At 59.1% G+C, this 24,370-nt stretch carries 16 protein-coding genes; 8 read left to right on the top strand and 8 right to left on the bottom strand.

The genetic code is table 11. The annotated features are described in order from the left end of the window. Positions 1 to 40 precede the first annotated feature (40 nt). The 3 genes from BGIM_RS0122660 to BGIM_RS0122645 all read left to right on the top strand — a co-directional run bounded on the left by BGIM_RS0122660 (position 41) and on the right by BGIM_RS0122645 (position 4,451). Positions 41 to 2,599 carry an alkaline phosphatase family protein gene (locus BGIM_RS0122660; RefSeq protein WP_020472019.1) on the top strand — a complete coding sequence of 853 codons (2,559 nt, stop codon included), beginning with the start codon at positions 41 to 43 and terminating at the stop codon, positions 2,597 to 2,599. 236 nt (positions 2,600 to 2,835) lie between these two features. Further along, complete coding sequence (locus BGIM_RS0122650) at positions 2,836 to 3,729, top strand: 5'-nucleotidase, lipoprotein e(P4) family (protein WP_020472017.1); 894 nt, start codon at positions 2,836 to 2,838, stop codon at positions 3,727 to 3,729. A 98-nt stretch (positions 3,730 to 3,827) separates the two neighbouring features. Beyond that, positions 3,828 to 4,451: a hypothetical protein gene (locus BGIM_RS0122645; protein WP_020472016.1), complete on the top strand. Its 624-nt coding sequence runs from the start codon at positions 3,828 to 3,830 to the stop codon at positions 4,449 to 4,451. 31 nt (positions 4,452 to 4,482) lie between these two features. Here BGIM_RS0122645 and BGIM_RS0122640 read toward each other — a convergent pair whose 3' ends face one another. From BGIM_RS0122640 to BGIM_RS0122620, 5 genes are all read right to left on the bottom strand, one after another. Further along, complete coding sequence (locus tag BGIM_RS0122640) at positions 4,483 to 4,863, bottom strand: hypothetical protein (protein ID WP_157369347.1); 381 nt, start codon at positions 4,861 to 4,863, stop codon at positions 4,483 to 4,485. Positions 4,864 to 5,349: 486 nt separating this feature from the next. Then, positions 5,350 to 7,302 carry an adenylate/guanylate cyclase domain-containing protein gene (locus BGIM_RS0122635; RefSeq protein ID WP_020472014.1) on the bottom strand — a complete coding sequence of 651 codons (1,953 nt, stop codon included), beginning with the start codon at positions 7,300 to 7,302 and terminating at the stop codon, positions 5,350 to 5,352. Further along, positions 7,295 to 9,667 carry a protein kinase domain-containing protein gene (locus BGIM_RS0122630; protein WP_020472013.1) on the bottom strand — a complete coding sequence of 791 codons (2,373 nt, stop codon included), beginning with the start codon at positions 9,665 to 9,667 and terminating at the stop codon, positions 7,295 to 7,297. Before BGIM_RS0122630 ends, BGIM_RS0122635 begins: the two co-directional genes overlap by 8 nt. Before the next feature lie 192 nt (positions 9,668 to 9,859). Next, a complete protein-coding gene (gene cbiE, locus BGIM_RS0122625; protein WP_020472012.1) occupies positions 9,860 to 11,110 on the bottom strand; it encodes a precorrin-6y C5,15-methyltransferase (decarboxylating) subunit CbiE in 1,251 nt (416 codons plus the stop codon). A gap of 42 nt (positions 11,111 to 11,152) precedes the next feature. After that, the gene (locus BGIM_RS0122620) at positions 11,153 to 11,491 is read right to left on the bottom strand and encodes a DUF3467 domain-containing protein (RefSeq protein WP_029630302.1); all 339 of its coding nucleotides are present in this window, start codon (positions 11,489 to 11,491) and stop codon (positions 11,153 to 11,155) included. A 199-nt stretch (positions 11,492 to 11,690) separates the two neighbouring features. Between BGIM_RS0122620 and BGIM_RS0122615 the strand changes: the two genes are divergently transcribed. The 4 genes from BGIM_RS0122615 (at position 11,691) to BGIM_RS0122600 (ending at position 18,359) form a co-directional block, all read left to right on the top strand. Next, on the top strand, positions 11,691 to 14,837 hold the full coding sequence (locus tag BGIM_RS0122615; RefSeq protein WP_020472010.1) for a DUF1553 domain-containing protein: 3,147 nt from the start codon (positions 11,691 to 11,693) through the stop codon (positions 14,835 to 14,837). A gap of 137 nt (positions 14,838 to 14,974) precedes the next feature. Then, positions 14,975 to 16,441, top strand: a complete 1,467-nt coding sequence (locus BGIM_RS0122610) for a DUF1501 domain-containing protein (protein ID WP_020472009.1) — start codon at positions 14,975 to 14,977, stop codon at positions 16,439 to 16,441. Positions 16,442 to 16,458: 17 nt separating this feature from the next. Then, complete coding sequence (locus BGIM_RS0122605; RefSeq protein WP_020472008.1) at positions 16,459 to 16,875, top strand: EamA family transporter; 417 nt, start codon at positions 16,459 to 16,461, stop codon at positions 16,873 to 16,875. Between the two features lie 134 nt (positions 16,876 to 17,009). Then, positions 17,010 to 18,359: an MFS transporter gene (locus BGIM_RS0122600; RefSeq protein ID WP_020472007.1), complete on the top strand. Its 1,350-nt coding sequence runs from the start codon at positions 17,010 to 17,012 to the stop codon at positions 18,357 to 18,359. A gap of 16 nt (positions 18,360 to 18,375) precedes the next feature. Here the strand turns inward: BGIM_RS0122600 and BGIM_RS0122595 are convergent, their stop codons facing one another. The 3 genes from BGIM_RS0122595 to BGIM_RS51850 all read right to left on the bottom strand — a co-directional run bounded on the left by BGIM_RS0122595 (position 18,376) and on the right by BGIM_RS51850 (position 24,001). After that, entirely contained in the window at positions 18,376 to 20,892 is a 2,517-nt protein-coding gene (locus BGIM_RS0122595; RefSeq protein ID WP_020472006.1) for a phosphocholine-specific phospholipase C, read from the bottom strand. Positions 20,893 to 21,030: 138 nt separating this feature from the next. Next, positions 21,031 to 22,482 (bottom strand): DUF1501 domain-containing protein, encoded by a 1,452-nt coding sequence (locus tag BGIM_RS0122590; RefSeq protein WP_020472005.1) that lies wholly within the window; start codon positions 22,480 to 22,482, stop codon positions 21,031 to 21,033. Then, positions 22,472 to 24,001: a DUF1553 domain-containing protein gene (locus BGIM_RS51850; RefSeq protein WP_020472004.1), complete on the bottom strand. Its 1,530-nt coding sequence runs from the start codon at positions 23,999 to 24,001 to the stop codon at positions 22,472 to 22,474. The genes BGIM_RS0122590 and BGIM_RS51850 overlap by 11 nt, the downstream gene beginning before the upstream one ends. Before the next feature lie 74 nt (positions 24,002 to 24,075). Here BGIM_RS51850 and BGIM_RS64945 point away from each other — a divergent pair. After that, on the top strand, positions 24,076 to 24,370 hold a 295-nt coding region (locus tag BGIM_RS64945; RefSeq protein WP_040890119.1), incomplete at its 3' end, for a transposase family protein.

The raw sequence follows: 24,370 nt of genomic DNA, 5'->3' as shown, positions 1-24,370 counted from the left end.
TCCTTTCACCCGACATTCTTGATTCACTGCGGGAGTTGCGATGCGTTTCGTTGTCACTATGCTGGCCGCCTCATTAATGGCGGCCGCCGTTCCGCTAGCCGCCCAAGACAAACCCGTCCAAGACAAACCCGTGTTTGCCGGCCCGACGTCGACCGGCTTCCTGCTTCCCAACGGCTGGCATCTCACCCCCGTCGGCAAGCACGTTGAAACGACCGATTTGCCGTTGAACATTTATCCCCTCAAAGACGGCAAACGGGCGATTGTCGCCACCAGCGGGTTCAACTCGCACAACTTGTATCTGATCGATCTGGCCGAACACAAAATCATCGCCCATGAAACCTCCCGGCAGACTTGGTACGGCCTGGCCGTGAACAAGGCCGAAGACAAAATCTGGTGGTCCGGCGGCGGCAACGGCGACAATCATACCTTCGACCTCAAGGGCGATGAATTCACCCGGACCAGCAAGAAGGAAGTCCCGATCCGCAAACTGACGGCCGCCGAACTGGAGAAATTGGCCGAGGAAATGGCGCTCAAACCAAGCTTCAAGAGCGGTATGCTGCTCGATGAAAAATCAGACACGCTCTATGTGCTGGACATCAACAACGGCGGCTTGACCGCCCAAAAGCCCAAAGGGGGCGAAGGCAAAAGCGCCAAGGTCGGTGGCCGGCCTTACGACATCGTTTACGGTCCCAAGAACCGGTTGTTGTATGTCTCTGACTGGGCCGGCCGGCGGGTGCTGGCGGTCGATCCGACGGAACTGACCGTGGTGGCCAAAATCCCTGTCGGCGAGCATCCCAATCAGATGATGCTCCACCCGACCGATGGCCGTCTGTTCGTGGCCTGCGCCTCCAGCAACAGCGTTCATGTGATCGACACCGCCAAAGGTATCGTGACGGAAGTGATTTCCACCAGCCTGTTCCCCAAGGCTCCCGAGGGAAGCACCCCGTGCGCCCTGGCGCTGACGCCGGACGGGAAAACGCTGTTCGTCGCCAATGCCGACAATAACTGCGTGGCTGTGGTGGACATCGCCGAAGAGAACGAGAGCGTCATCAAGGGATTCATCCCCACCGGTTGGTATCCGACTTCTTTGGCCGTCAGCATCAACGGCAAAGATCTTCTGATCGGCGTCGGCAAGGGCCTGCAATCGAAGGCCAACCCGCTGTTCACCAAGGAACAACTGGCCGCCAAAGAAAAGGATGATGTCAAGGAAGTCGCCCGGCGGTTGATGCCGTACCCGTACATTGGCACCACCATGTCCGGGGCGCTCTCAATCGTGACGATCCCCGACGACAAGCAAATCAAGGAATACACGGCCCAAGTCTATCGCAATTGCCCCTACTCGGACAAATTGCTGACCAACTCCCCGCATTCGGAAAAGACGGCGATCCCCACCAAAGTCGGCGATCCGTCCCCGATCAAGTATGTGATTTACATCATCAAGGAAAACCGCACTTACGACCAAGTCTTCGGCGACTTGGCGAGCGGGAAGAACCCGAAGGGCAACGGCGATCCCTCTCTGTGCATGTTCCCCCGGCAGGTGACGCCGAACCATCACAAGCTCGCCGAAGAATTCGTGTTGCTCGACAACCTTTATTGCAACGGCCAGGTAAGCCGCGACGGGCACCCGTGGAGCACGATGGCCTATCATACCGACTACATTGCCCGCGACTGGCACCTGACCTATTCGGGCCGCAAAGGCGTGGACGACGATGATGAAGGGAACCTCTCCAACGGCCCGTCCGGCTACCTTTGGGATTCGTGCAAACGGGCTGGCCTCTCTTACCGCAACTATGGCGAACACGGCAAACGGGTGAGCGACGGCCAGGGGGGCATGAAAATGGAAGGCCGTGTGCCGGGATTGATCGGCCACATGTGTCCGGATTATGGCATCCCGAAAAAGAAGGGGGTCCGCGTGCGGGACACAGATAATGTGGATGTGTTCCTTAAGGAATACGACCAATTCGCCAAAGCCGGAACGATGCCCCGCTTCATCGTGATGAGTCTCGGCGAAGACCACACGGACGGCACCAAGATCGGTTCATTCACCCCGAAAGCCTGCGTGGCCAGCAACGACCTGGCCCTCGGTCGCTTGGTTGAGGGAGTGAGCAAGGGGCCGCTTTGGAAGGAAACCGCGATCTTCGTGATCGAGGACGACGCCCAAAACGGCCCGGATCATGTGGACGCCCAACGCACGGTTGGCTTGGTCATTAGCCCGTTCACGAAACGAAAGCATGTGGACAGCACCCAATACAGCACGGTCAGCCTGATTCGCACGATGGAACTGATTCTCGGCCTGCCGCCGCTGAGCCAGTACGACGCGGCCGCCCGGCCGATGTTCAACAGTTTCACGGACAAGCCCGATCTGACCGAATACAAGCACACCCCGGCCGAGATCGACCTGACGGCCAAGAACGACAAGCTCTCCTACGGCTGGGAACGCTCCAACCGAATGGACTTCAGCGATTACGACTTGGTGGATGACTTCGAGTTGAACGAAATCCTCTGGCGGGCCATCAACGGCAAAGACGCCCCCCTGCCCCCGGCCGTCCGCCGGGCGATTGCCTTCCGCTCATTGCCGGTGGAAAGTGGAAAGCGATGAGTTGAGGACGGACTTCCATTAAACCGACCGCTTCAGTTGCCGACCTGTGCAAACGGGTCGGCTTTTTTTCTTGGCAAGTCAAACGGCCCCGGCGATGAAATCCCAAAATCTTCATCAAACGGCTTGCCGACTGTTCTCCATGCACGGAAAATCTCACCTCCTTGGTGACGGGTCATTCCGCACCTTCCGGCAATGATGCCCCCGAATCCTGAATCCGTCCAAGTTCCGAGAGTTTCATGCGAAAAATCACACCAGTTCATCTTATTTTGGCTTGCTCAACTTGTCTTTGCGTCGGCTGGCTCGCGGGTGATCGCGGCATGGTTCCGCTCGCCGCAGAGCCGCTGCCCGTGAAAAAGGCGGACGCCCCGGCGCTCCCGATGCCCTCGCGAATGGCGGCGAATGTTTATCTGCAAACCTCCGCCGAATATCGGGCCTGTTGCTTGCAGGTTTACCGGACCGCCGGCCAGCAATTGTTATCCAAGCTGAAGTCGGGCGGATTGAATTTGACGAAACCGGCGATCATCATGGACCTGGACGAAACGGTGCTTGATAACTCCGCTTTCCAGACGTTCCTTTACAAAAACAATCTGGAGTACACGGACGACCTGTGGGCCGAGTATGAGGAGACCGCTCCCCAAGATGTCACTCTGATTCCGGGAGCGAAGGCCTTCATCGACATGGCGGAAGGCCTGGGGGTGACGGTGATTTACATTTCCAACCGCACGGACAAATTTAAGAGCAAGACCATCGAAGCCTTGGAGAATCTGAAAATCAACGTGAAAGGGATCGCCGACCGCATTCACCTGAAGGCCGAGAAATCCTCCGACAAATCGGCCCGCCGGGAGGCGGTGGCCGCCAAGTACAACGTGATGATGCTCTTCGGCGACAATCTCCGCGATTTTTCAGAAGCATTCGCGGCCCCAAAACTGCCGAAAGAAGCAACGACCGAGGATTATTGCAAGGCGATCAAACAACGGCTGGCGGCGGCAGACGATGCCGCGTGTCATTGGGGCGTGGACTGGTTCGTCCTGCCGAATCCCGTCTACGGAGAATGGGACCGGATCACCGGCCCCGAGCCACTGGCCGTTCTTCACCCGACGAGCATGAGAACAAAGCAACCAGCCAAGTGATTTTTTTGGAAACCATCTCCGGATGGTGTCCGATCGCGGCGATGATTTTGGATAACCTCGGATAGCATCCTCTCCATGAGAAAGATCCGAGGTGTTTCATGGCTGCCACACAACTTCCTCCGCCCACAACCACGGCGGCCAAAATCATCATCAAAAAAGTGACAAACGCCCTGCAAGACATTGATGTCACCGCCGAGATTCTGCCGGATGGAACCACCGCCGACAAGTCGGTTCAGGGGCACACATCGTTTGATCCGGTCGGAGCCTGGTCCGACGGCCAGGGGGGAACGGTCTTTTTCAAAACCCCCGGTTATTCATGGGAAAAGAAAGGGGCATTGGAAATTGTCTCAAAGCTGAGCGGCCCCGTGCAGATCAAAGGCAATGTCAAGATTCAGACCATCTACGGACCAAACGCCAAGGCGACGGACACATCCGGCTATGGCCGGGGCACCACCCCGGAGGATGAGGCGGCCGGAACCACCAGCCTTGGCTTCCACGAATCCTGCCACCGCGACGACTATGTCAATTTCCTGAAGTTGAAGCCCCTGCCGGCCTTCGGCGGCAAACCGGGCCAAACCAAACAACAATACGCCCAAGCCGTCACCGCCTTCGGCAACGCCATCCAAAAATACTTCACGGACATGGATCAGGATAGTTTCCGAAAGACCGACGAAGTCGGTTATAAGAGCACGGAATACGACGCCAAAGGACCACGACCGTAGCCGCTCATCCATCCGGCCGCATGTGCGATTTTCAATCGCCTCGCCGGGATGCGATTTGAATTTCCCCGTCATTTGACGTTTTGGGGAACTGAATGGTCTCTAATTCACTTTTCAGCCGCAGATAACACTCATGGCTGTCCGGCAGTATGCTGCACCTCATTTGCGCCACCACTTGACGGGTTGAACGTTCCAAGTCTGTTTCTCCCGAGAAGAACGTGTCCAAATGACGCAGGATTGCCTCATCTGTTTGATTAATCGCCAGAAACCCCCGCCCGGCCTCTTCGAGCGTGATTTTTTCATCGCGAAGATTGATGAGTATTTGTTCGCGGAGGGCCATTCGGTTAAGCCCCGTTTCAATTCGTTGATCCACCGAGGAATTTCGTTTTGCTTCTTGAACCGGCTGGTTTTTCAACTGGCCCGCACTCCAAAAATCCAGCCCGGATTCTTCGGACGACAGCGTGTCCGCCGCCCAAACAAAGAGGCAGAAAACCGCCAAGGAAACACCGATGAGAGCGCGGTCTTGAATACGAGTCCGAAAGCATCCCAGACGACGAGAATGTTCGTTCCGCATCACAGTCTCCCGTGAATTCGGGTGGTGGGAAAACGCAGTCAATTCGCCCGGTTTCGGGGAGATTAACCTTTAAGCGACAGGCAGGTGATCGCCGGTCGCGTGTAAGACGACCGAGCAAGACATGGCAATTCAATCTTGTTACAAACAGGAAATATGTGAAAATAGTGTGAGATATGTCACCCCGGATCAACCGGGTGAGGCTCTCACATTAGTGACTTGGCTTTCGACCTCAAAGGGGTCGCTCTAAAGTGACGGGCGGGCTTCGATTTCTCAGCCCGTGTGATTAACATCAAATAACGGGAAGGGCGTCCGAACCGCCCCGGCGATTCACGATTTCCGGTCCAAACGGATCACGCCATCCCAACGCTCCAAGAACGCTGGATCGCTGCGTTTTTTGAGAAACTCCGGGTCTTGTGACACACCGTTCAAAAAGTCGGACGCCGTCATTGTTGTAGACCGTGTGGATGAGGTCGGATCAACGATTAATTGATCCAATCGATCCAATTGTTCGGACATCTTGTTCCAACGCCCTTTTTCAAATTCCCTCACAGCCCGATCCCAGACCTCCAGATAATCCGGTCCGTAAGAACCCGGCGGGCAGAGTTCGTAAAGCCGGGTTTGCAGCGTCATTCCCGCCGGGCGGACGACGGGGAATCGCCGGAGCATGAACTCCTTTTCCTCGGGATCGCGGGCGTGAAGCACCGCGGCCACGTTCTCATCAATCAGGATCGGCACGCCGACAATCTTGGTCATCCCCTCCAGACGGGAGGCGAGATTCACGACCGGCCCGAACACACCGAATTTGCGGAAGTCGAACGGGCCGATCTCGCCGGCCACCGCCTTGCCGTGGGCAATGCCGATGCCGCAGCGATACTGCCTGCCGGTGCGATAAGCCGTTCGACGGAAGTTTTGCAGGATGTGCATGGCGGCGCGGGCGGCCTTCAATGTCTGGTCGGCATCGTCAAACGGCCAGCCCCAGAAACCCATCGCCGCGTCGCCCACCAAGTCGCCCACCACGCCGTTGTTGTTGATGATCGCGGCCGTCATGTCGCTTAGAACATCGCTGATTTGCTTCCATTCGGCCACCAAATCGGCGGCGCCCGCCTCGGCCTCTTTGCAGGAACCCCGCAAATCGCAGAAGAGGACGGTCACGTCCGTTTCGCGGGGTTGCTGGGTTTCGCGGGCGTTGGAGAGGGTCAGAATCTCCGAGATTCGTTTCGGCAGATAATGCTCGTAACGGGTGACCTTTTCCTTGGCCTGCAAAAGTTCGTGAACGCTCTTGAAAATCTGCACCGAGGTGTCGATGACCTCTTGGGCGTTCAACAACTCCGGCGGGATGGGGGCATTCGGGTCGCGGCTTTTGGGAAGCGTGCCGACCAGATAGAGGCCCATCTGTTGACGGCGGTTGTCCGAGGCGAACAACGGAGCGCAGATGGCCCACTCCGTGGAGACATCCAGCGAAGTGAGGTCTACTTGCCGCAGTTCGTTGTTGTTGTTTTTCCCCCGGACCCAAAGAGTGTTCTCGGCATTGGTGAACAGGGCCAGTTTCGTCAGCGTGCGGGACACGCGGAACTCGTCCACGCGGTTGTCTGGCCGGCGGGATTCAACCTGCCGCACGGTCACGCGGCAATGCCCCGGATCGGCGCGGGGACCGCCGGCTTTCGGGTCGTCCAGCGTCGCCTCGACCACGGCGGCAATATCCACATGCGGGACAATCGAGAGGACAAATCGCAATAACGCCTGATAACGGTCCTGTTCCTTGCGGGAGGTGCGGATGACATCCGGGAGTCTTTTCAGCGCCCTGATGACGGGATCGCCGGAATCGTCGCCCCGCGGATTGAAGGGAATTTTCGCCTGCGACGGACGGGCCACCGTGTTCGTGATCGCCCCCAAGAGATCCTGGCTGTCGGCCGTGTCCGATTTCTGTTCATGCAATTGAAACGAGAATCGGCCAATCAGGAAGAAATCCCCGATGCTCATTTGAAATTCGTTCTTCGCCTCTCCCTTGAAGAAAATCTCATTCTTGGTGGGTTTCGGCGTCATCTTCCGTTCGACGGAGAGCCTGGCTGTCGCGGGGTTCCAATCAACGAAGACATGCAAGCCGGAGACGTAATTGTCCGGATCGGGCACAACCCATTCGGACCGGTTGTGCGGTTCGGCCTTGATCTGGCTCATCGGCGTCTTGCCAATGCTGACCTTCCGGTTCTCCGGCAACTCATAGCACCAAAGAAAGGCGGATTCATTCTGCGCGATTTGAAACCGGGCTTCCAGTTCAGCCATGATGTTTCGTGTCCGTGGTCGTTGAATCGGAGGCCGGATTCTTTCCGGCGGGGGACCCGTTCTCCGAAAGTATTGTATCACCGGAACGCAACAGGCGAAGCAGCCAATACCACGCAAGAAGCGAGGCGGCCGCAAACATCAGGAACAGGAACAAACCCAACGCCCGCATTTGCAATCGCAGCGTGGCATGGGACTTCGAGGCATGTTCCTTGGAGAGTTTCACCAGAAAATACCACGGCCGGCCTGCCTCTTGCCGGCTGACCGGCCAGAATTCCCGCCAAGCGGCAATACACTTGGTGCCGGTCGCTTCCTCAACCGAGGGATCATCATAATAATGACTGGCATTGGGAAGGTTTTGAACCAATGCCTGAACGAGCGGATCATTCACGCGGCCCTCGTCCAGATAGACGCTTTCCCCGGCGAGCGTGTTCCATTGCAACCGATTATCCCGCCGGATCACCAACACGAAATCCATGTCGCTTTCGGAACCATATTCCACCAGCCACCGGCTGAGGTCCGTGTCTCGGTGGACACTGGAAATCAGTTTGCCGAGAAATCGGTCCGGGTCGCCGGGCGGGCGTGATTTGTCAAACAACGGCACGGACAGATCGATCACCCATTGGTTGCTTGTCTTGCAAAAATACATGTCCGAGATGTGGGGCTGCAATCCCGGCTTGACCGCCAAATCTTGTTGATCGGGCTTGTCCTCGGCGCCATTGAAGAAATCCCGCCATGCCTGATTGCGACCGAATTCGGGCGTGTCCGCGACCAGTTTCCCGGTGTCGTCGCAAATGGCCGCGAAATAGGCCCGGTGATCGACGTTCAAAAGCAGGGAATACTGCGATGCCCCCTCTAATGGCAGCGAATCGGGCGATTTGTGATCGGCCGGCTCATCCGCCAAATGATTGGTCAGTCGAAACTCGGCATCCAACCCCTGAATCGATTCCCCGAGTTTGGCCCGTTCGGCCGCCGACAAAACCGTCTTGGCGTCAAACTTGTCCGGCAGACCGTTCCGCAATGCCTCGCGATATTTGGCTCGGGCAGCCCGGAGACGGTCCACCACCTCCGGTTTCGCTTCCATCAGAACGGCGGACTTTTTCAAGAAATCCATCCGGTCCTGGATTTTCTCCTGAAGCAACTGCCCGCCCAAATGGGCGGTGTGCGTGAGGGAGTTGTGAATCTCCTTTCGCAACTCGGCCTCGGAGTCATTAATCATCCGGTTGGAGGCGAAATAGCTCAACGTCGCCATTCCGATGATCCCGATCACGGTGGCCTGCAACGCCCCCCGGATAAACGGGCCATTTTTCAAAAGACGGCGACGTTTGACGAGCAATTCCCGGATGTCCCCGGCATCCATCGGCCGTCTGGCCGGGTCCGGGTCCAGACACTGTTGAACCAACTGGGCAAGCGGGACATCGATGGCGGGATTATTCTTCCGCAGGTTGGCGAGCGGTTGTCGGCCCACTTCCGTCCGGTAATAGCGTAACCGCTCCACCGTGTTGCCGGTTCGCAGATTTGCCAGTTTTTCCCGGAATTTTTGCGAGGCGCGGGGTGGTTCCCCGGTGAGCATCTCATGCAGGATGGCCCCGAGGGCGTACACGTCCCACCGGGTGTCCGGAACGGTGGGTTCGAGCGTCGCCTGTTCCGGCGCCATGTAAAAGAACGTGCCGAGGGCCGGTGCGCTGTTGGTCGTCAGGTGGGATTGGCCAAAGTCCGCAATCAGCGGTTTGCCATCTTCCGAAAGAAGAATGTTCGCCGGTTTGAGATCACAATGAATGACCCCCTTGGAGTGAACGAATGCCATCGCATCGACAATTTGCTCAAAGATCCGCACTGTGGTCTTCACATCCGGCCGGGACTGGCGAATCCGCTCCGCAAGCGAACCGCCGGTGGCCAGAGGCATCACATAGTACGGGTCGGAGGCGTTCCACGAAACCTCCTTGTAGCCCATGATGCCGGTGCAGCCCGCCAGTTTGCCGAGCATCCGCGTTTCGTCGATCACTGATTCGAGAACACCACCCCGCAGAAAGAACTTGATGGCGACATGTTCTTCCGTCAATTGGTTGACGGCTTCCCAAACCGTGCCAAACGTCCCCTGGCCGATGTGGCGAAGCAACTTGTAATTGGCCGCGATCGGCAGGTTCTCGGCATTTCGGCTTGCATCGACCCGGCGGTCGAGTTTCTGCATCTCGGTCTGGCTGGCGGAGGAATCCGAACCAACAACCGCCGGTAACGGGTTGGGAGAATAGAGCCTCGCCTTGAGTTCGTTCGGGATCTCGTTGGTGCCCAAATAATCGCTGGTCTCGTCCGCAAGTGACGGGTGCTTGTTGTCTTCCGGCGAATTCGGAGAGCAGGATTCGGGCATCTTGCGTGTTTGTTGTGAGTGAGGCGGGCAGATGAAGAGATTCTAAACCGTCGTTCGGCCGATGCAAGCAGGAGCGTTCTGATAATCGCTTGGGGATATCGCCGCACGCTCCCCGATTCCGACTCGGCAACCGGGATGGCCTTGCCGCCGAGGAAGATTGAGATGGTCAGGACATCAACATTTCACCACGAACTACTTCTTCAACACCTTCAACAAAAACGTCGGGTTGACGGCGTCGAATCGCAACGCTTCCAACTGTTCAACGCTGCGAGAAAGATTGACCAGCAGAACAGACACGCCCGAGGCGAGTCGTTTCATGGTCTCATAAGTTTGCGTCAACATTTCCAGTGTGCCAACGTTCACGACCAACCGGCCGCCGGGCCGGAGAGCGGCGTAGGACGCCTCCAAGAGTCGGGCGATCTCGCCACCGTTGCCACCGATAAAAATGGCATCCGGGTCGGGCAAGCCTTGGAACACCGCCGGGGCCGTCCCGAACACCGCCTGCACATTGCGGATGCCATACGTTTCGGCATTGGCCACAATCAAATGATAATCGGCCGAATCTTGTTCGAGGGCATAAACCCGGCCAGGTTCCACGAGTTGGGCCGCTTCCAAAGCGACGGAACCGGAACCGGCCCCGACATCCCACATCACGCAACCGGCTTGCAAATCCAACTGGCTGAGCGCCAGTGCCCGGACCTCGGCTTGGGTGATTAGTCCGGTCTTCGGCTGGCTTTGAGCGAACACATCGTCCGGGTTGCCGAACCGCATCAGCCGCTTGGTCGTGCGCGGGGCGTCCGGCCGGCCGGGTTTTCGCTTCAGGATCATCACATTCAGGGAATCGAACGTCATGCCTTGGATTTCGCCCAAGTCGCCGGTCGTCAGCCGTTCGTCCTTGCCGCCAAGGTTTTCGCACACATAGGCCCGGAAATAATCGAGGCCGCGAATCAGCAATTCGCGGGCAATACGAGCCGGATGATAGGTGTCGCTGGTGAACAACCCGACCGTCTCGGCCGTGCGGATGCGGTCTAGCACATCGTCGAGTGAGCGAGTCGAAAGATCGGTGAGATAGGCTTCCTCCCACGATTCTTTCACATGGGCGAAGGCCAGCTGCATGCTGGAAACGTGCGGCAATACTTCAAAGCGGTCTTTGCCGAGCCGGTCGCAGAGATAACGGGCGACGCCGTAAAACATCGGGTCGCCGGTCGCCGCCACGACGATTCGCTTGTGGCCGAAATTGGCGAGCAATCTCTCCGAGAGTTCGCCCAAGTCGGAGCCGATGCGCACCCGCTCCCCGTCGGCTTCCGGCAACAATCGCAGGGCCGTCTCGGAACCGACGAGCATCTGGGCGGATCGCACCAGTTCTCCGGCCCGGCTGGTCAGCCCGGCGATTCCGTCCGCGCCGATTCCGATGATGTAAATTTTCGCCGGTGTCTCCGCCATCTGCTTCCCCTCGCCGAATGTCGAAAGATGCCTGTTCCCCGCTTAACTCCGACGCACGCGCTTTTGCGGGTCGGTTTCAATCGGGCCGAAGGTCTGTTCGTGTCGTTGCACGGCGGCTTGCAGGGCGCCCAACAGTCGTTTGGCGGTCGGGAAGTTCAGAATCACACGATGGCCGATCTTCGCCGGTTCGGTAGTGTTCCCCACGACCAAGCCCGAGTGGAAGCCAAAATCGAGCAACAGTTCTTCAAATGTCCCGGCGAGCCGGAAAAAGTTGCTGTAAGTCGTGTTCATTCCCGTGGTGGAAACCTCCAGACGCATCGGCTGGGGGGACGGCGGCACGGGGACGATGGCCCCGGAAGATCCTTCGGCTTCTTCGGACATGTTGATTTGCTCCGGTTGTTCGGCATGCTCGCCGATGAGCAAACATTAGACATGCGACCCCCCAACTGCAAGGGAACTCCGGATGTTACTTGGAAGTTGTTCCCCGGCCCGTTAAGATGATATTGGGACCAATTTGAATATCCCGCCTTGATCGCACGCCCGTTTAGCAGTTTGCAGATTGTCATCGGAGCCAGCATTGATGAAGTATCTCTCCCTCATCATGGGTGTGTTCGTCGCCATTCCGGCCACGGCCGCCGAGAAACTGCAATTCAACCGGGATGTGCGTCCCGTGCTTTCGGAATATTGTTTCGCGTGCCACGGGCCGGACAGTGCCGCCCGCAAGGCCGACCTGCGACTCGACAAGGCTGATGCCGCCCAAAAGTCCGGGGCGATCATTCCCGGCGACCTCAAGAAAAGCTCGGCGATTGAACGCATTTTCTCGGCCAAATCGGACGAGATCATGCCGCCGCCGAAATCACACAAAGTGATGAAACCGGCTGAGAAGGAAATCCTCAAGCGATGGGTGGCCGAGGGCGCCGAGTACCAACCGCATTGGTCATTCATCACGCCGAAACGCCCGACGTCGCCGAATGTGGCCAATGCGGGTTGGGCCAAATCGCCGATTGACCAATTCATTCTGGCGGAACTCGACAAGGCCAAACTGACGCCCGCCCCAGCCGCCGACCGCCGGACGCTGATCCGGCGATTGAGCCTGGACATGACCGGCCTGCCGCCGACCAATGAAGAGGCCGACGCCGTCGCCAACGACCCGGCGGCCGACTGGTACGAAAAATATGTGGACAAACTGTTGCAATCCCCGGCTTGGGGCGAACATCGCGGCCGATATTGGCTGGACGCCGCCCGCTACGCGGACACCCACGGCATCCACTTCGACAACTTCCGCGAAGTGTGGGCCTACCGCGAATGGGTCATCAACGCCTTCAACGCCAACAAAAAGTTTGACCAGTTCACCCTCGAACAACTCGCGGGCGATCTGCTCCCCAATGCCACGCTCGACCAACAGGTGGCCTCTGGCTTTAACCGCTGCAACATCACCACCAGCGAAGGCGGGGCCATCAACGAGGAATACCTCGTCCTGTACGCCCGCGACCGGACAGAGACCTCTTCCACCGTATGGATGGGGCTGACGACCGGATGCGCCGTCTGCCACGATCACAAGTTCGACCCGATTTCGCAGAAAGAGTTTTACTCCCTCTCGGCCTTCTTCAACAACACGACGCAAGCGGCGATGGACGGCAACGTCCACAACACACCGCCAATCATCACTATCCCGAAGGCCGAGGACCGGGAAAAATTCGGCAAGATCGCCAAAGAGATTGCCGACTTCCAAAAGCAAACCGCCGCCCGCCAGAAAGAAGCCCGTCAGGACTTCGACCAATGGCTGGCCAAAATCAAGCCGGAAGAACTCGCCGCCAAGGTGCCGACCGCCGGGCTGGTGTTCCATGCTCCCTTTGATTTGGAGAAGGGGAACAACATCAACATGACCGTCGCGGGGCAGCCAAAGAGCGTGACCCTGAAAGACGGCTTCGTCTTGGAAGAAGGAAAGATTTCCCCAAAGGCGTTCTCGATCAAACCGGGAGCGACCATCGAACTTCCCGAAGTGGGAGATTTTGACACGAAGCAAGCCTTCTCCGTCGGGTCATGGGTGAAGTTCCCGTCACGCGCCCAAACCGGGGCGATTGCCTCCCGCATGCAACCCGGCCCGGACTACACCGGGTGGGACTTGTGGTACGAAGGGGGCAAGATCGGCATGCACGTCGTCAGCAAGTGGCCGACCGACGGCTTGAAGGTGATCACCAAGGGAATCCTGAACCCGGCCAACGACTGGCACCATGTGTTCGTCTCTTACGATGGCTCGGCCACACCCGCCGGGATCAAGATTTACATCGACGGGGCCATTCAGCAAACTGATGTTGCGATGAACACCTTAAAGTCCTCCGCAAAGGCGAAGGTTCCGTTCAAGGTGGGCCAGCGAAGCGCCGGCGAACGGCTGACGAGCATGTGGCTTCAAGATTTGCGAGTCTATGATCGCGGCTTGAACGGCCCGGAGGTCGAGAACCTCGCCAAGTCCACCCGCATCGCCAAGATCGTTTCCACCCCCGCCGATAAACGAACGGCGAAGGACAAGGACGAGCTGTACGCTTGGTGGCTGCTGGCGGTCGATTCCAAGTATCTCGAACTGACCACCAAAGTGGCCTCCCTGCAACAAGAAGAAGTGGCCATCAAATCGCGGGGAACCATCGCCCACATCATGAACGAAAAGCCCGAACCGGCGATGGCCTTCGTGCTGAACCGCGGCGAATACGACCGCCGCAAGGACAAGGTGACGCCGGAAGTGCCGAAGGCCCTTCCCCCGTTCGCCGCCGACTTGCCGAAGAACCGGCTTGGCCTCGCCAAATGGTTGCTCACTCCCGATCACCCGCTGACGGCCCGTGTGACCGTCAATCGCTTCTGGCAAGAACTCTTTGGCACCGGCTTGGTCCGCACCAGCGGCGATTTCGGCATCACCGGCGAACAACCCTCCCACCCGGAACTGCTCGACTGGCTGGCTGTCGAATTCCGCGAAAGCGGCTGGGATGTGAAGAAATTCTTCAAAACATTGGTGATGTCCTCCACTTACCAACAAGCGGCCGTGACCACCCCCGAAAAGCGGGAACGCGACCCGGCTAACCGGCTGTTGTCTCGCGGCCCCCGCTTCCGCATGGATGCCGAGATGATCCGCGATTATGCCCTGGCCTCCAGCGGCCTGTTGGTGAAGAAACTCGGCGGCCCAAGCGTGAAGCCTTACCAACCAGAAGGCGTCTGGGAAGCGGTCGCCATGATCGGCAGCAACACGCGGGATTATAAGCGTGACACCGGCGAGAATCTTTATCGCCGCAGCATGTACACCTTCTGGAAACGAGCCGCCCCGCCCGCCTCAATGGACATTCTCAACGCTCCCAACCGCGAAACATGCACTGTCCGGCGGGAACGGACCAACACGCCGCTGCAAGCCTTGGTGACGCTCAACGACCCGCAATTCGTGGAAGCCGCCCGCGTGCTGGCCCAAACCACGTTGAACACCGGCGGGGCCACCCCCGAGGCCAAACTGGAATTCCTCGCCAAGCGATTGCTCACCCGAGCGTTCACCGCGAAGGAACTGCCGGTGGTGCAATCCAGCCTCAACGACTTGCTGGCCGAATTCAAGGCAAAGCCGGAAGAAGCCAAGAAACTCCTCGCCTACGGTGAATCCAAGGCCGACGACAAACTTGACCCGGCGACGCTCGCGGCATGGACGATGCTCGCCAACGAATTGCTGAACTTGGACGAAGTGTTAAACAAGTAGGGTTTAGGGGATAGGGTTTAGGGTTTGGCAGAGACAAGAACCAATTGTGTCCGTCGCTTGCCGCCACCCTGACCATCCTCTCCACCACGATTGCCTGCTAAACCCTAACCCCTACACCCTAAACCCTAAAAGCAAAAATGCACCCGATCTCCGAATACGTTCGATCCATGACGCGGCGGCACTTCTTCCAATCCGGGGCCAATGTCCTCGGTGCGGCCGCGTTGGGCACGCTGCTTGGCATGGACAACAAGGCGACGGCCGCCGGGAGCAAGACCGGCACACGAGCCGCTTTGCCGGAAACGCATTTCCCGGCGAAGGCCAAACAAGTGATTTACCTGCACATGGTCGGCGGGCCGCCGCAGATGGATCTCTTCGACTATAAGCCGAAGATGAACGACATGTACGACAAGGATTTGCCCGAATCCATCCGCAACGGCCAGCGTCTCACGACGATGACCAGCGGGCAGGCCCGGTTTCCGATTGCCCCGTCGAAATACAAATTCGCCCAATACGGCAAGTCCGGTATGTGGCTCTCCGAGTTGCTGCCGTGGAAGGCCAAGATGGCCGACGACATGTGCTTCATCCGCTCGATGCACACGGAGGCGATCAACCACGAACCCGCCATCACCTACATGCAGACCGGCAACCAAGTGACCGGCCGGCCGTGCCTCGGGGCGTGGACCAGTTACGGCCTCGGCACCCTCAACGAAAATTTGCCGACATTTGTGGTGCTGGTGGCCCAACCATCGAACACTGAACAAGTGCAGGCGATCTCGGCCCGGTTGTGGTCGGCCGGTTATCTCCCCGGCGAACACGCGGGGGTTTCCTTCCGGGCGAAGGGCGATCCTATTCTCTACATCAATAACCCGCCGGGAGTGTCGTCCGATCTTCGCCGCAAGACGCTGGACGGATTGAAGAAACTCAACGAGATGCAGCACGAACAACTCGGGGACGCGGACATCCAAACCCGCATCCAGCAATACGAGATGGCTTACCGGATGCAAACCAGCGTGCCGGACCTGACGGACATCGCCAAGGAACCGGAATCCACATTCAAGCTCTACGGCGACGACGCCAAGAAACCGGGCACCTTCGCCAACTCCGTGCTGATGGCCCGCCGGTTGGTGGAACGCGGCACCCGTTTCGTGCAGATTTACCACAACAATTGGGACACCCACGGCAACGTCGCCGGCCGGTTACCGTCGCAGTGCAAAGACGTCGATCAGGCGTGTTACGGCTTGATTCAGGACTTGAAGCACAAGGGAATGCTCGACTCCACCCTCGTGATTTGGGGCGGCGAGTTCGGCCGGACGGTCTACAGCCAAGGGGGCCTCAGCAAGACTAACTACGGCCGGGACCATCACCCCCGTTGCTTCACCATGTGGATGGCCGGCGGCGGTTCCCGTGGCGGCCAAGCCTACGGGGAAACGGACGATTTCTCCTACAACATCACCAAAAATCCCTGCAACGTCCACGATTTCCACGCGACGGTACTGCATCTGCTGGGTATCGACAATGAACGATTCACCTTCAAGTCGTCCGGGCTGGATCAGAAGATGACGGGCGTCGAACCCGCGAAAGTCATCAAGGATCTGCTCGCCTGACGAAACCGGCGGGCAACATGAACTGGCTTCATTGGTCGATCCTCTCGGCCTTCTTCGCGGGCATCACCGCCGTGCTGGCCAAGGCGGGCACGCGGGACATCGAACCCAACCTCGCCGTGGCCATCCGTACCACGGTCGTTCTCGTTCTGACATGGGGAATCGCTCTCTTCAACGGCTTCCCCTCCCTGTCTTCCATCCCAAGTCGCGGTTTGTGGTTTCTGTTTCTTTCCGGCTTGGCGACCGGCCTTTCTTGGTTATGCTACTTCCGGGCGTTACACCTCGGAGAAGCCTCGTCCGTCGCTCCGATCGACAAACTCGGAGTGGTCTTCGCCATCGCCTTCGCGGCCATTTTTCTGGGCGAAGAACTCGGCTGGCAACACTACGTCGGCGGCGGTTTGATCGTCGCCGGGGCCATCGTGATTGCCTTGAAATAATCGAACTTCAATTTCAAAATCGTTGGCCCGTTTGTGAATCTTTCGCAACACGGCATGGCATCTGCTAATCCAGTGGGAAGAAAATACTAACGCATACAATCAGCAAACCCGGCCTTCGGGCATCCGGAGAACACATGGGCGTGGAAGAAGCGAAACCCGATCCTTGGAAGCGACTGCGGGCCATGGGCCGGGCGTTTGACAATCGGAACTATCGCCTCTTCTTCACCGGGCAGGGGGTGTCGTTGGTCGGCACCTGGATGACCCGACTGGCGACCGGGTGGCTGGTGTTCCGAATGGGGGGTGATGATGCCGCCTGGTTGTTGGGTGTGGTGAGTTTTGCGGCGTTGGCCCCGATTTTCTTCCTCGGGCCGTTCGCCGGCGCGTTCGTGGATCGGTGGAACCGGCATCACGTTCTCGTCGTGACACAATTTCTGTCCTTGCTCCAGTCTGCCGGTCTTGCGGCCGTGGCCTTTCTCGGGGAGGCGGGGTCGGCGACCGTCTGGCTGGTGGCCGGGTTGAGTGTCTTTCAAGGGATCATCAACTCATTCGACATGCCCGCGCGGCAATCGTTGCTCGTGGAAATGGTGACCCGGCGGGAAGACCTGCCGAACGCGATCGCCCTGAATTCATCGCTAGTCAACGGCTCCCGGTTGGTCGGCCCGGCGCTGGCGGGAATCGTGATTGCGGCCGTCGGGGAGGCTTGGTGTTTCGTGGTCGATGCCGTCAGTTATGTGGCGGTCATGGCGGCCCTGCTGGCGATGCGCCTGCCCAAAAAAGAGCGAGCGCCGGTGACATTGTCCGTGGTGCGTCATCTGTGGGAAGGGGTGCGATATACGGCCGGATTCCCGCCGGTGCGGGCATTGTTGCTGCTGCTGGGTTTGGTCAGTTTTGCCGCGATGCCGCAAAGTGTTCTGATGCCCGTGTTCGTGGCCGACGTTCTGCACGGCGGGCCATCCACGCTGGGCTTGCTATCGGCGGCCTCCGGAGTCGGGGCGTTCACCGGGGCGTTGTATCTGGCTTCCCGATCCTCGGTTCTTGGTCTTGGCCGTGTGGTGACCATTGCAACGCTGGTCTTGGGAAGCGGGCTGATTGTGTTCTCGCAAGTCAACGTCACATGGATGTCTGCCGCGTTGCTGGTCACCACCGGGGCCGGGATGATGGTCCAGATGGCCGCCACAAACACCTTGATCCAAACGATGGTGGAAGAAGACAAACGGGGGCGTGTGATGGGCTTTTACGGAATGGCCTTCCAAGGCACCGCCCCCTTCGGCAGCCTGCTGGCCGGGTGGCTGGCCCACGTCGCCGGTTCGGCCAACGTGGTCTTGGGATCGGGGATTTTCGTGCTGCTGTGCGGGCTGACGTTCGCCACCCAGATCCCGCGATTACGTCGGCACGTTCGGCCGGTTTATGTCAAACTCGGCATCCTGCCGGAAACGGCCGAGGAATTAAACTCGGCCACCGTGCTCGCCGTGGCCGAGAGATAAATTCAGCCATCCGTCGTCAGCCCGGATTTTTCCCCATCGCCGGGTCGCTGAATCCCCAAACCCCGGTCTCGACCCGGCCGGCGTATCGTTTTTCAAATCGATCATCACCCACAACTCGCACGCTGAAATCGTACCAACCGTGGCTCTTTTTGGTGTCGATGGCGAGCGTGAGATTTCCGCCAGACGCAAGCTCTCGTTCCACATTTTCATTGTGGTATGAGTTATCACGCACCCGGAGTTTGTGGCCAAGCCGGCCATCCCGATTGGTGGCGACAATTTCAATGCCGCCGGTCAGTTCCGGGCCGTCTTTTTTCGCTCGCGTGTAATTGATCTCGATGCTCGTCTGGGGTTCGTCGGCGCCGCCGATGAACTCACGGAAGAAACCGTTCGGACCGGCCACCCGCAGGTGATAACGGCCCCCCTCGAAGTCGGCGAGCGCCCACGAGTCTTCAAGGTGTTCACCAGCCTCGACGGCATAATTGCGAACCTTCATGTTGCCGGCGGCGTGCATGGCATACACCGTGAAAGGCGACCCGGCCGACCGGTCGCCGAACGCCTCGTTGAGCGAGGCGAACTTGATCGTGAAGTGAGTCCGTTTTTCGTTGAGCTTGCCATCGACGACAAGTTGGTATGGCAACGCGCACGACCGGCGGACGCCCTCTTCCTGATACGGCAAGAGCGGCGATTTTCGCGGATCTTTGCGGATCAATTCGAGTTCTTCGGCGGTCAGTGGCTTAAACCCGCCGGGCGCCTTTTTGAATTGCGCGCGATGGATCGATTCGAGGAAGGCGTTCCGGGGGCCGAAATCCGGCAATCCGCTTTTCTGATCGGCTGTTGTCTGGAATGACGCCGTCAGATCGCCGCACACCGCGCGGCGCCAGCTGGTGATATTCGTCTCTTCGACTTTCTTTCCGAGTTTGTGGCTGAGCAGTTTTTCCAAGAACCGCAGGACCGACGTATGATCGGCCACCTGCGAATAAACGCAGCCGCCACGACTCCAAGGAGAGGCGATGACCATCGGCACACGATAGCCCAGGCCGACCGGGCTCTCTCGCGCCCGGCCCCGGTCTTGCGCGAGTTCGACGTAGTCGAGGCTCGCATCAATCCCTTTGGTCACGAGACCGGTTTCGGGACGCTTTGGGTGCGGCGGCACAAACGGCGGCACATGGTCGTAATAGCCGTCGTTTTCGTCGTAAGTCAGAATGAAGACGGTCTTCTTCCAGACTTCCGGGTTCTTGGTCAGAATGTCGAGCGCCTCGGCGATATACCACGCGCCATACCACGCCGACGACGGGTGGTCGGAGAGTTTTTCGGGGGCCACCAGCCACGAAACCGTCGGCAGTTTGCCGCTGTTCACGTCCGCCCGGAACTGGTGAAACAAGTCCCCCTTCGGAACGAGCATCTTGCGTTGCTGGTCACCGTCGCGATAGGTGATCTCCGTCAACTGCCGATACGCCGGGTCGCCGGTGTTTGTGCAGAACGCTTTTTCATGCAGCTTCCGCTCTCGCTCGGGAAGTTTCTCAAGGCTCATTCCGGCCATTTCCTTGATTTCGGCCTCCAGAGCCTTGAGCTTCGCCCCCAGATTGAGAATCTGCTTTTCAATCGCGGCCTTCTCGGCCGCCGTTCCCTTGTGAGCCGCCAGTTTCTCCTTGATCGAGGCAATTTCGCCGGGAATCGCCTTGGCGCGCGCGTCAATGTATTGCCGATGCGCGGGCATCAGATGAACGTGGTATTGCCGAAAGTACTCAAGCGGGTTGTCGCCATAATTCGCCAGCCAGTCGTCTTCGATTCCGCTCAGGCCGGTTTCGACCGTCAATTCATTCTGATAGACCTTCCAAGAAACCCCGAGATTTTCGAGCCGCTCCGGAAACGTCGGCCAATCGACGAGGTGATCGTGATCGGACTCGCCATTCCGCACGTTGGCGAAGGCCTTGGGTGAATTCGGCTGGCGGATCGAAGCCGACCAAAGGTGATTGCGATTGGGAGTGGTGCCCGTCAGTGTTGAACAGAAGTATTGGTCGCAAATTGTGAAGGCGTCCGCCATCGCGTAATAGAAGGGGATATCCTCGCGGGAGTAGTGCCCCAACGTCAGCGGCATGCCCGAGTAGGCGCGACTGCCCGGCCGCTTCGCGGTCAGCCAGCGGTCATACAACCCGTGATTGCGGGCATCGACCTGGTCGTTCCAGCCATGCGGCAGCGAACCCATCCAAGTGACTTTTGAAGAATGGATGTCGAATCGAAACGGAGCGTAGCGTTCACCAGCCGCGTTGGCCTGCAACCAAACCGGATTGCCGTCCGGCAGGGTGATGGCTCGCGGGTCGTTGAACCCGCGAACGCCTCGCAATGTGCCGTAGGCGTGGTCGAACGAGCGGTTCTCTTGCATCAAGATGACCACATGCTCGGCATTGAGAAACGTGCTGGCCTTTTCCGGTTCAATGGCGGCAGCCCGCTGGATTGATTCCAAGAAACCCGCCACACCAGTCCCTGCCGCGATGCGAGCGGCCAAGTTCACGAACTCTCTTCGGGTCTGCATGGTTTCCCTTGGTGATCGGTGTTGCGGAATGTGTTCGCCGGGATGGCTACGGCCATTGTTCTGTCCGCGCAATCATTCGGCCAGCATCAATGGCATATTTCACCATATCGACACACTTGGCGGCCCTCTGGCCGCCTCTCATGCCAAGATTTCTTTGACCACCCGCGACGGCCGGCCATCGGTCAGTTTCTGGGCCTTGCCGCCGTGGTGGTAGACCAGTTTGTCGTGGTTGATGCCCAGCAGATGCAGAAGCGTCGCTTGGAAGTCGTTCGGCGTCACCACGTTCTCGACAGCCTTATGGCCGACTTCGTCCGTGGCTCCGTAGGTCATGCCGCCCTTGATGCCGCCGCCGGCCAGCCAGCAGGTGAAACCCTGGCCGTTGTGGTCACGGCCGACCTTGTCGTTCAAGTCCCCCTCGCACACGGGAAGCCGGCCGATTTCGCCGCCCCAGTGAACAATGGTTGAATCCAACAAGCCGCGTTGTTTTAAATCTTGCACAAGGGCCGTCGCCGGTTGGTCTGTTCGCTTGCAGATAGCGGGGAGGCCGGCACGGATATTTTCGTGCGTGTCCCACGGTTGGCCGCCGAGGAAGAGTTGCACAAAGCGAACGCCGCGTTCCACCAATCGCCGGGCGATCAAACAGCGGGTGCCGTATTCACGGGTTTCCGGCCGGTCCAGCCCGTACATATTTTTCACCCGCTCCGGCTCCCGCGACACATCAAGAGCCTCCTTCGCGGCCACCTGCATCTCGGCCGCCAGTTCATAGCTGGCGATGCGGGCTTCCAAGTCAGCCTCGCCGGGATGGGCGGCGAGATGTCGGCGGTTCAACTCGGCCAGCAAGTCAAGGTTTTGCCGTTGCACGTTTCCGGCCACCTCCGGCGGCGCGTCGAGGTTCAATATGCGCGGTTCTTGAGGCCGCAGCACGGTCCCCTGATAAAGCGGCGGCAGGAAGCCGCACGACCAGTTGTGGGCGGCATCCACCGGCGGCCCGCCCGGATCAGATAATACCATGTACGCGGGCAGGTTTTGGGCCTGCGTCCCGAGGCCATAGACGATCCAGCTTCCCATCGTCGGCCGGCCGGTCACTCCGGCGATGCCGCCGTGGAAATAGCGAATCGACACTTCGTGTCCGTTGAACCCGGTGTGCATCGACCGGATCACGCACAGGTCATCGACCATCCCGGCGGTGTGAGGAAGCAATTCGGAGACATCCGTTCCGCATTGGCCGTGTTTGGCGAACTTCCAAGGGGAGCCAAACAGCTTTTTGTTTGCCCGGTTGACGAAGCTGTATTGGATGTCCCCCTTATATTCCTTGCCGCTGTTTTTCGTCAGTTCCGGCTTGGGGTCGAACAGATCGACATGGCTCGGACCCCCGTGCATGAACATCGAAATGATTGCCTTCGCTTTCGGCGCGAAGTGCGGCGGCCGGGGCTTCAAGGTTGCGGCCGGATTCTCGCCAGGCTTGGATGGCCCGTCGGCGGCCAAGAGGCCGTCTCGTTGCAGCAAATGGGCGAGGGCAAACAACCCGACCCCGCCGGCCGACCGGGATAGAAACGCGCGACGAGTGGCTGGTGATTGGTTAATCGACATAGAGGAACTCGTTCGAGGCCAGAAGTTGTTGGCAAAGGTTGGTGAGGGCGGCCAGTTCCGGGTCTGTTTTCTTAGCCGAAGGAGACTGACTTTGTTGCTGAACAAAACGTGAAGCGATTTGAAGCTCATCGGCGGTCGGCAATCGAAGGTAGGCAAGCTGCCACACTTTGGCGATCAACTGCGGGCGGGCATATTCTACTTTGACGCTTCCCACCAAATCATGGGCGAAATCGACCGAGACATCCACCTTTGCCTTGGCGGCCAGTTGGGCGGCCTGTTTGCGGACAAACTCGCCGTTCATCAGCATCAGTGATTGCGGCGCGGACGTCATTGCGTTGCGGCGTTCGCAACTCAGCTCTCCACCGGGGGCATCGAAGGTCGTCAGGAACGCCACCGGCTTGCTGCGCCGGGCTTGCAGATAGACGCTGCGCCGAGGTTTGTCATCCGGCGTGCCCACCTGCCCGGCCGCGTCTTCGACAATGCCGACCGAGGGGCCGAACATCGTGCGGTCAAGCCGGCCGTTCACCATCAGCATGCGATCACGAACGGCTTCCGCCTCCAGCCGCCGCACGGAGAATCGACCGTACAGCGTGTTGCCGCCATCAATCGCATCCTTCAATGGTTCTCGCCGGGACGACTGGCGATAGACGGTCGAGGTCATCAGAAGTTTGTGGAATTTCTTCTGGCTCCATCCGAGCCGGGGGAGTTCGGTGGCCAGCCAGTCAAGCAACTCGGGATGCGTCGGCGGCTGGCCTAATCGACCAAACTCACCGGGCGTGTCCACGATGCCCCGGCCGAAATGATTCAGCCAGAGCCGGTTGGCCATCGTTCGCCCGAACAACGGGTGCGTTCCGTCGGTCAGGTGTTTTGCCCACGCCAGCCGGCGGCCGCTGGAGGGAAGGCTTGCCTCCTTCGCGGGAATCTCGAAGCGTTTTCCCTCGGCGGCGGTCACCGTGAGATCGCCGGGCAATATGTCCGGCCCGATGGGCTGGCGGGCATCCCCCCGGTGGAACAATTTGGTGGCGGGCAATCGGCCGGGAATTTCTGTCATCACCGCGACGAATTCCTCGACAGGCCGCTCGGCCCGCTTGGTGGCGATCTTGGCCTGCATGGCCTTCAACTCGTCGGCGGCCTTCGGGTTGTACTGGTAAAGAACACCCGGCGTCAGGTTGAGCTTGGGGTTGGCGGCCACCAGTTTTTTCTGTTCCTCCGTCCGCTTATCGGCCGGAGCATCGAAGGCGGCCTTCAACTTCGGCCGGTCGTCGGCGGGGAATTTCTCCAATTCTTTCTCGAAGGCTTCCCGCACGGCCGCCTTCTGTTTCACGTCGAACTCGGCCTGCATCTTGGCGGCCTCGGCATCCACAAGAGCCGTCTTCGCCCGGTCAGCATCGGTGAGCAGCGAGACTCGCCGTTCGCCCGGCCGACGCCATTGGCCGGGATCAAGGCCCGGCTCGAACACCGCACGAAGGCGATAGTAATCCGTCTGCGGAATCGGATCATAGCGATGGTCCAGGGCCATTCCCCGTTTGAGGTTGTGGAGATGGGCTTGATTGGGTAGAAGAGGTGATCTTCCAAGTTACCCGGTCGGTGGCCATGAGTACCTGCACGCTGTTGGAAGCCCTCTCGGAATTGCCCGATCCTCGCAGTCCTCGCGGACAGATTCATCCGCTGCCCGCGGTGATCGGACTGGTCGCCCTGGCCATGCTGATGGGACGCACCAGCCTGATTGGCATCGCCCGTTTCGGCCGGCAGCATGGCGTGCCTCTGGCCCATGCCTTGGGTTTCAAGCGGGGCAAGACCCCGGCCGTGTCCACCCTGTCGCGCACGCTCCGGCGATTCGACGCCGTCCAGTTCGAGGCGATCCTGGCCCGCTGGGTTGCCGGGCGGG

Source organism: Zavarzinella formosa DSM 19928 (genome assembly GCF_000255705.1).
GTDB classification, from domain to species: Bacteria; Planctomycetota; Planctomycetia; order Gemmatales; family Gemmataceae; genus Zavarzinella; species Zavarzinella formosa.
The sequence above is the reverse complement of the archived record's forward strand: the minus strand, read 5'-3'. Positions and strand labels throughout refer to the sequence as shown.

What these genes read in the sequence shown, in the direction of transcription:
- BGIM_RS0122660 (WP_020472019.1), top strand. Translation starts at nt 41, where the DNA reads ATGCGTTTCGTTGTCACTATGCTGGCCGCCTCATTAATGGCGGCCGCC.
- BGIM_RS0122650 (WP_020472017.1), top strand. Translation starts at nt 2,836, where the DNA reads ATGCGAAAAATCACACCAGTTCATCTTATTTTGGCTTGCTCAACTTGT.
- BGIM_RS0122645 (WP_020472016.1), top strand. Translation starts at nt 3,828, where the DNA reads ATGGCTGCCACACAACTTCCTCCGCCCACAACCACGGCGGCCAAAATC.
- BGIM_RS0122635 (WP_020472014.1), bottom strand. Translation starts at nt 7,302, where the DNA reads ATGGCTGAACTGGAAGCCCGGTTTCAAATCGCGCAGAATGAATCCGCC.
- BGIM_RS0122630 (WP_020472013.1), bottom strand. Translation starts at nt 9,667, where the DNA reads ATGCCCGAATCCTGCTCTCCGAATTCGCCGGAAGACAACAAGCACCCG.
- cbiE (WP_020472012.1), bottom strand. Translation starts at nt 11,110, where the DNA reads ATGGCGGAGACACCGGCGAAAATTTACATCATCGGAATCGGCGCGGAC.
- BGIM_RS0122620 (WP_029630302.1), bottom strand. Translation starts at nt 11,491, where the DNA reads ATGTCCGAAGAAGCCGAAGGATCTTCCGGGGCCATCGTCCCCGTGCCG.
- BGIM_RS0122615 (WP_020472010.1), top strand. Translation starts at nt 11,691, where the DNA reads ATGAAGTATCTCTCCCTCATCATGGGTGTGTTCGTCGCCATTCCGGCC.
- BGIM_RS0122610 (WP_020472009.1), top strand. Translation starts at nt 14,975, where the DNA reads ATGCACCCGATCTCCGAATACGTTCGATCCATGACGCGGCGGCACTTC.
- BGIM_RS0122605 (WP_020472008.1), top strand. Translation starts at nt 16,459, where the DNA reads ATGAACTGGCTTCATTGGTCGATCCTCTCGGCCTTCTTCGCGGGCATC.
- BGIM_RS0122600 (WP_020472007.1), top strand. Translation starts at nt 17,010, where the DNA reads ATGGGCGTGGAAGAAGCGAAACCCGATCCTTGGAAGCGACTGCGGGCC.
- BGIM_RS0122595 (WP_020472006.1), bottom strand. Translation starts at nt 20,892, where the DNA reads ATGCAGACCCGAAGAGAGTTCGTGAACTTGGCCGCTCGCATCGCGGCA.
- BGIM_RS0122590 (WP_020472005.1), bottom strand. Translation starts at nt 22,482, where the DNA reads ATGTCGATTAACCAATCACCAGCCACTCGTCGCGCGTTTCTATCCCGG.
- BGIM_RS51850 (WP_020472004.1), bottom strand. Translation starts at nt 24,001, where the DNA reads ATGGCCCTGGACCATCGCTATGATCCGATTCCGCAGACGGATTACTAT.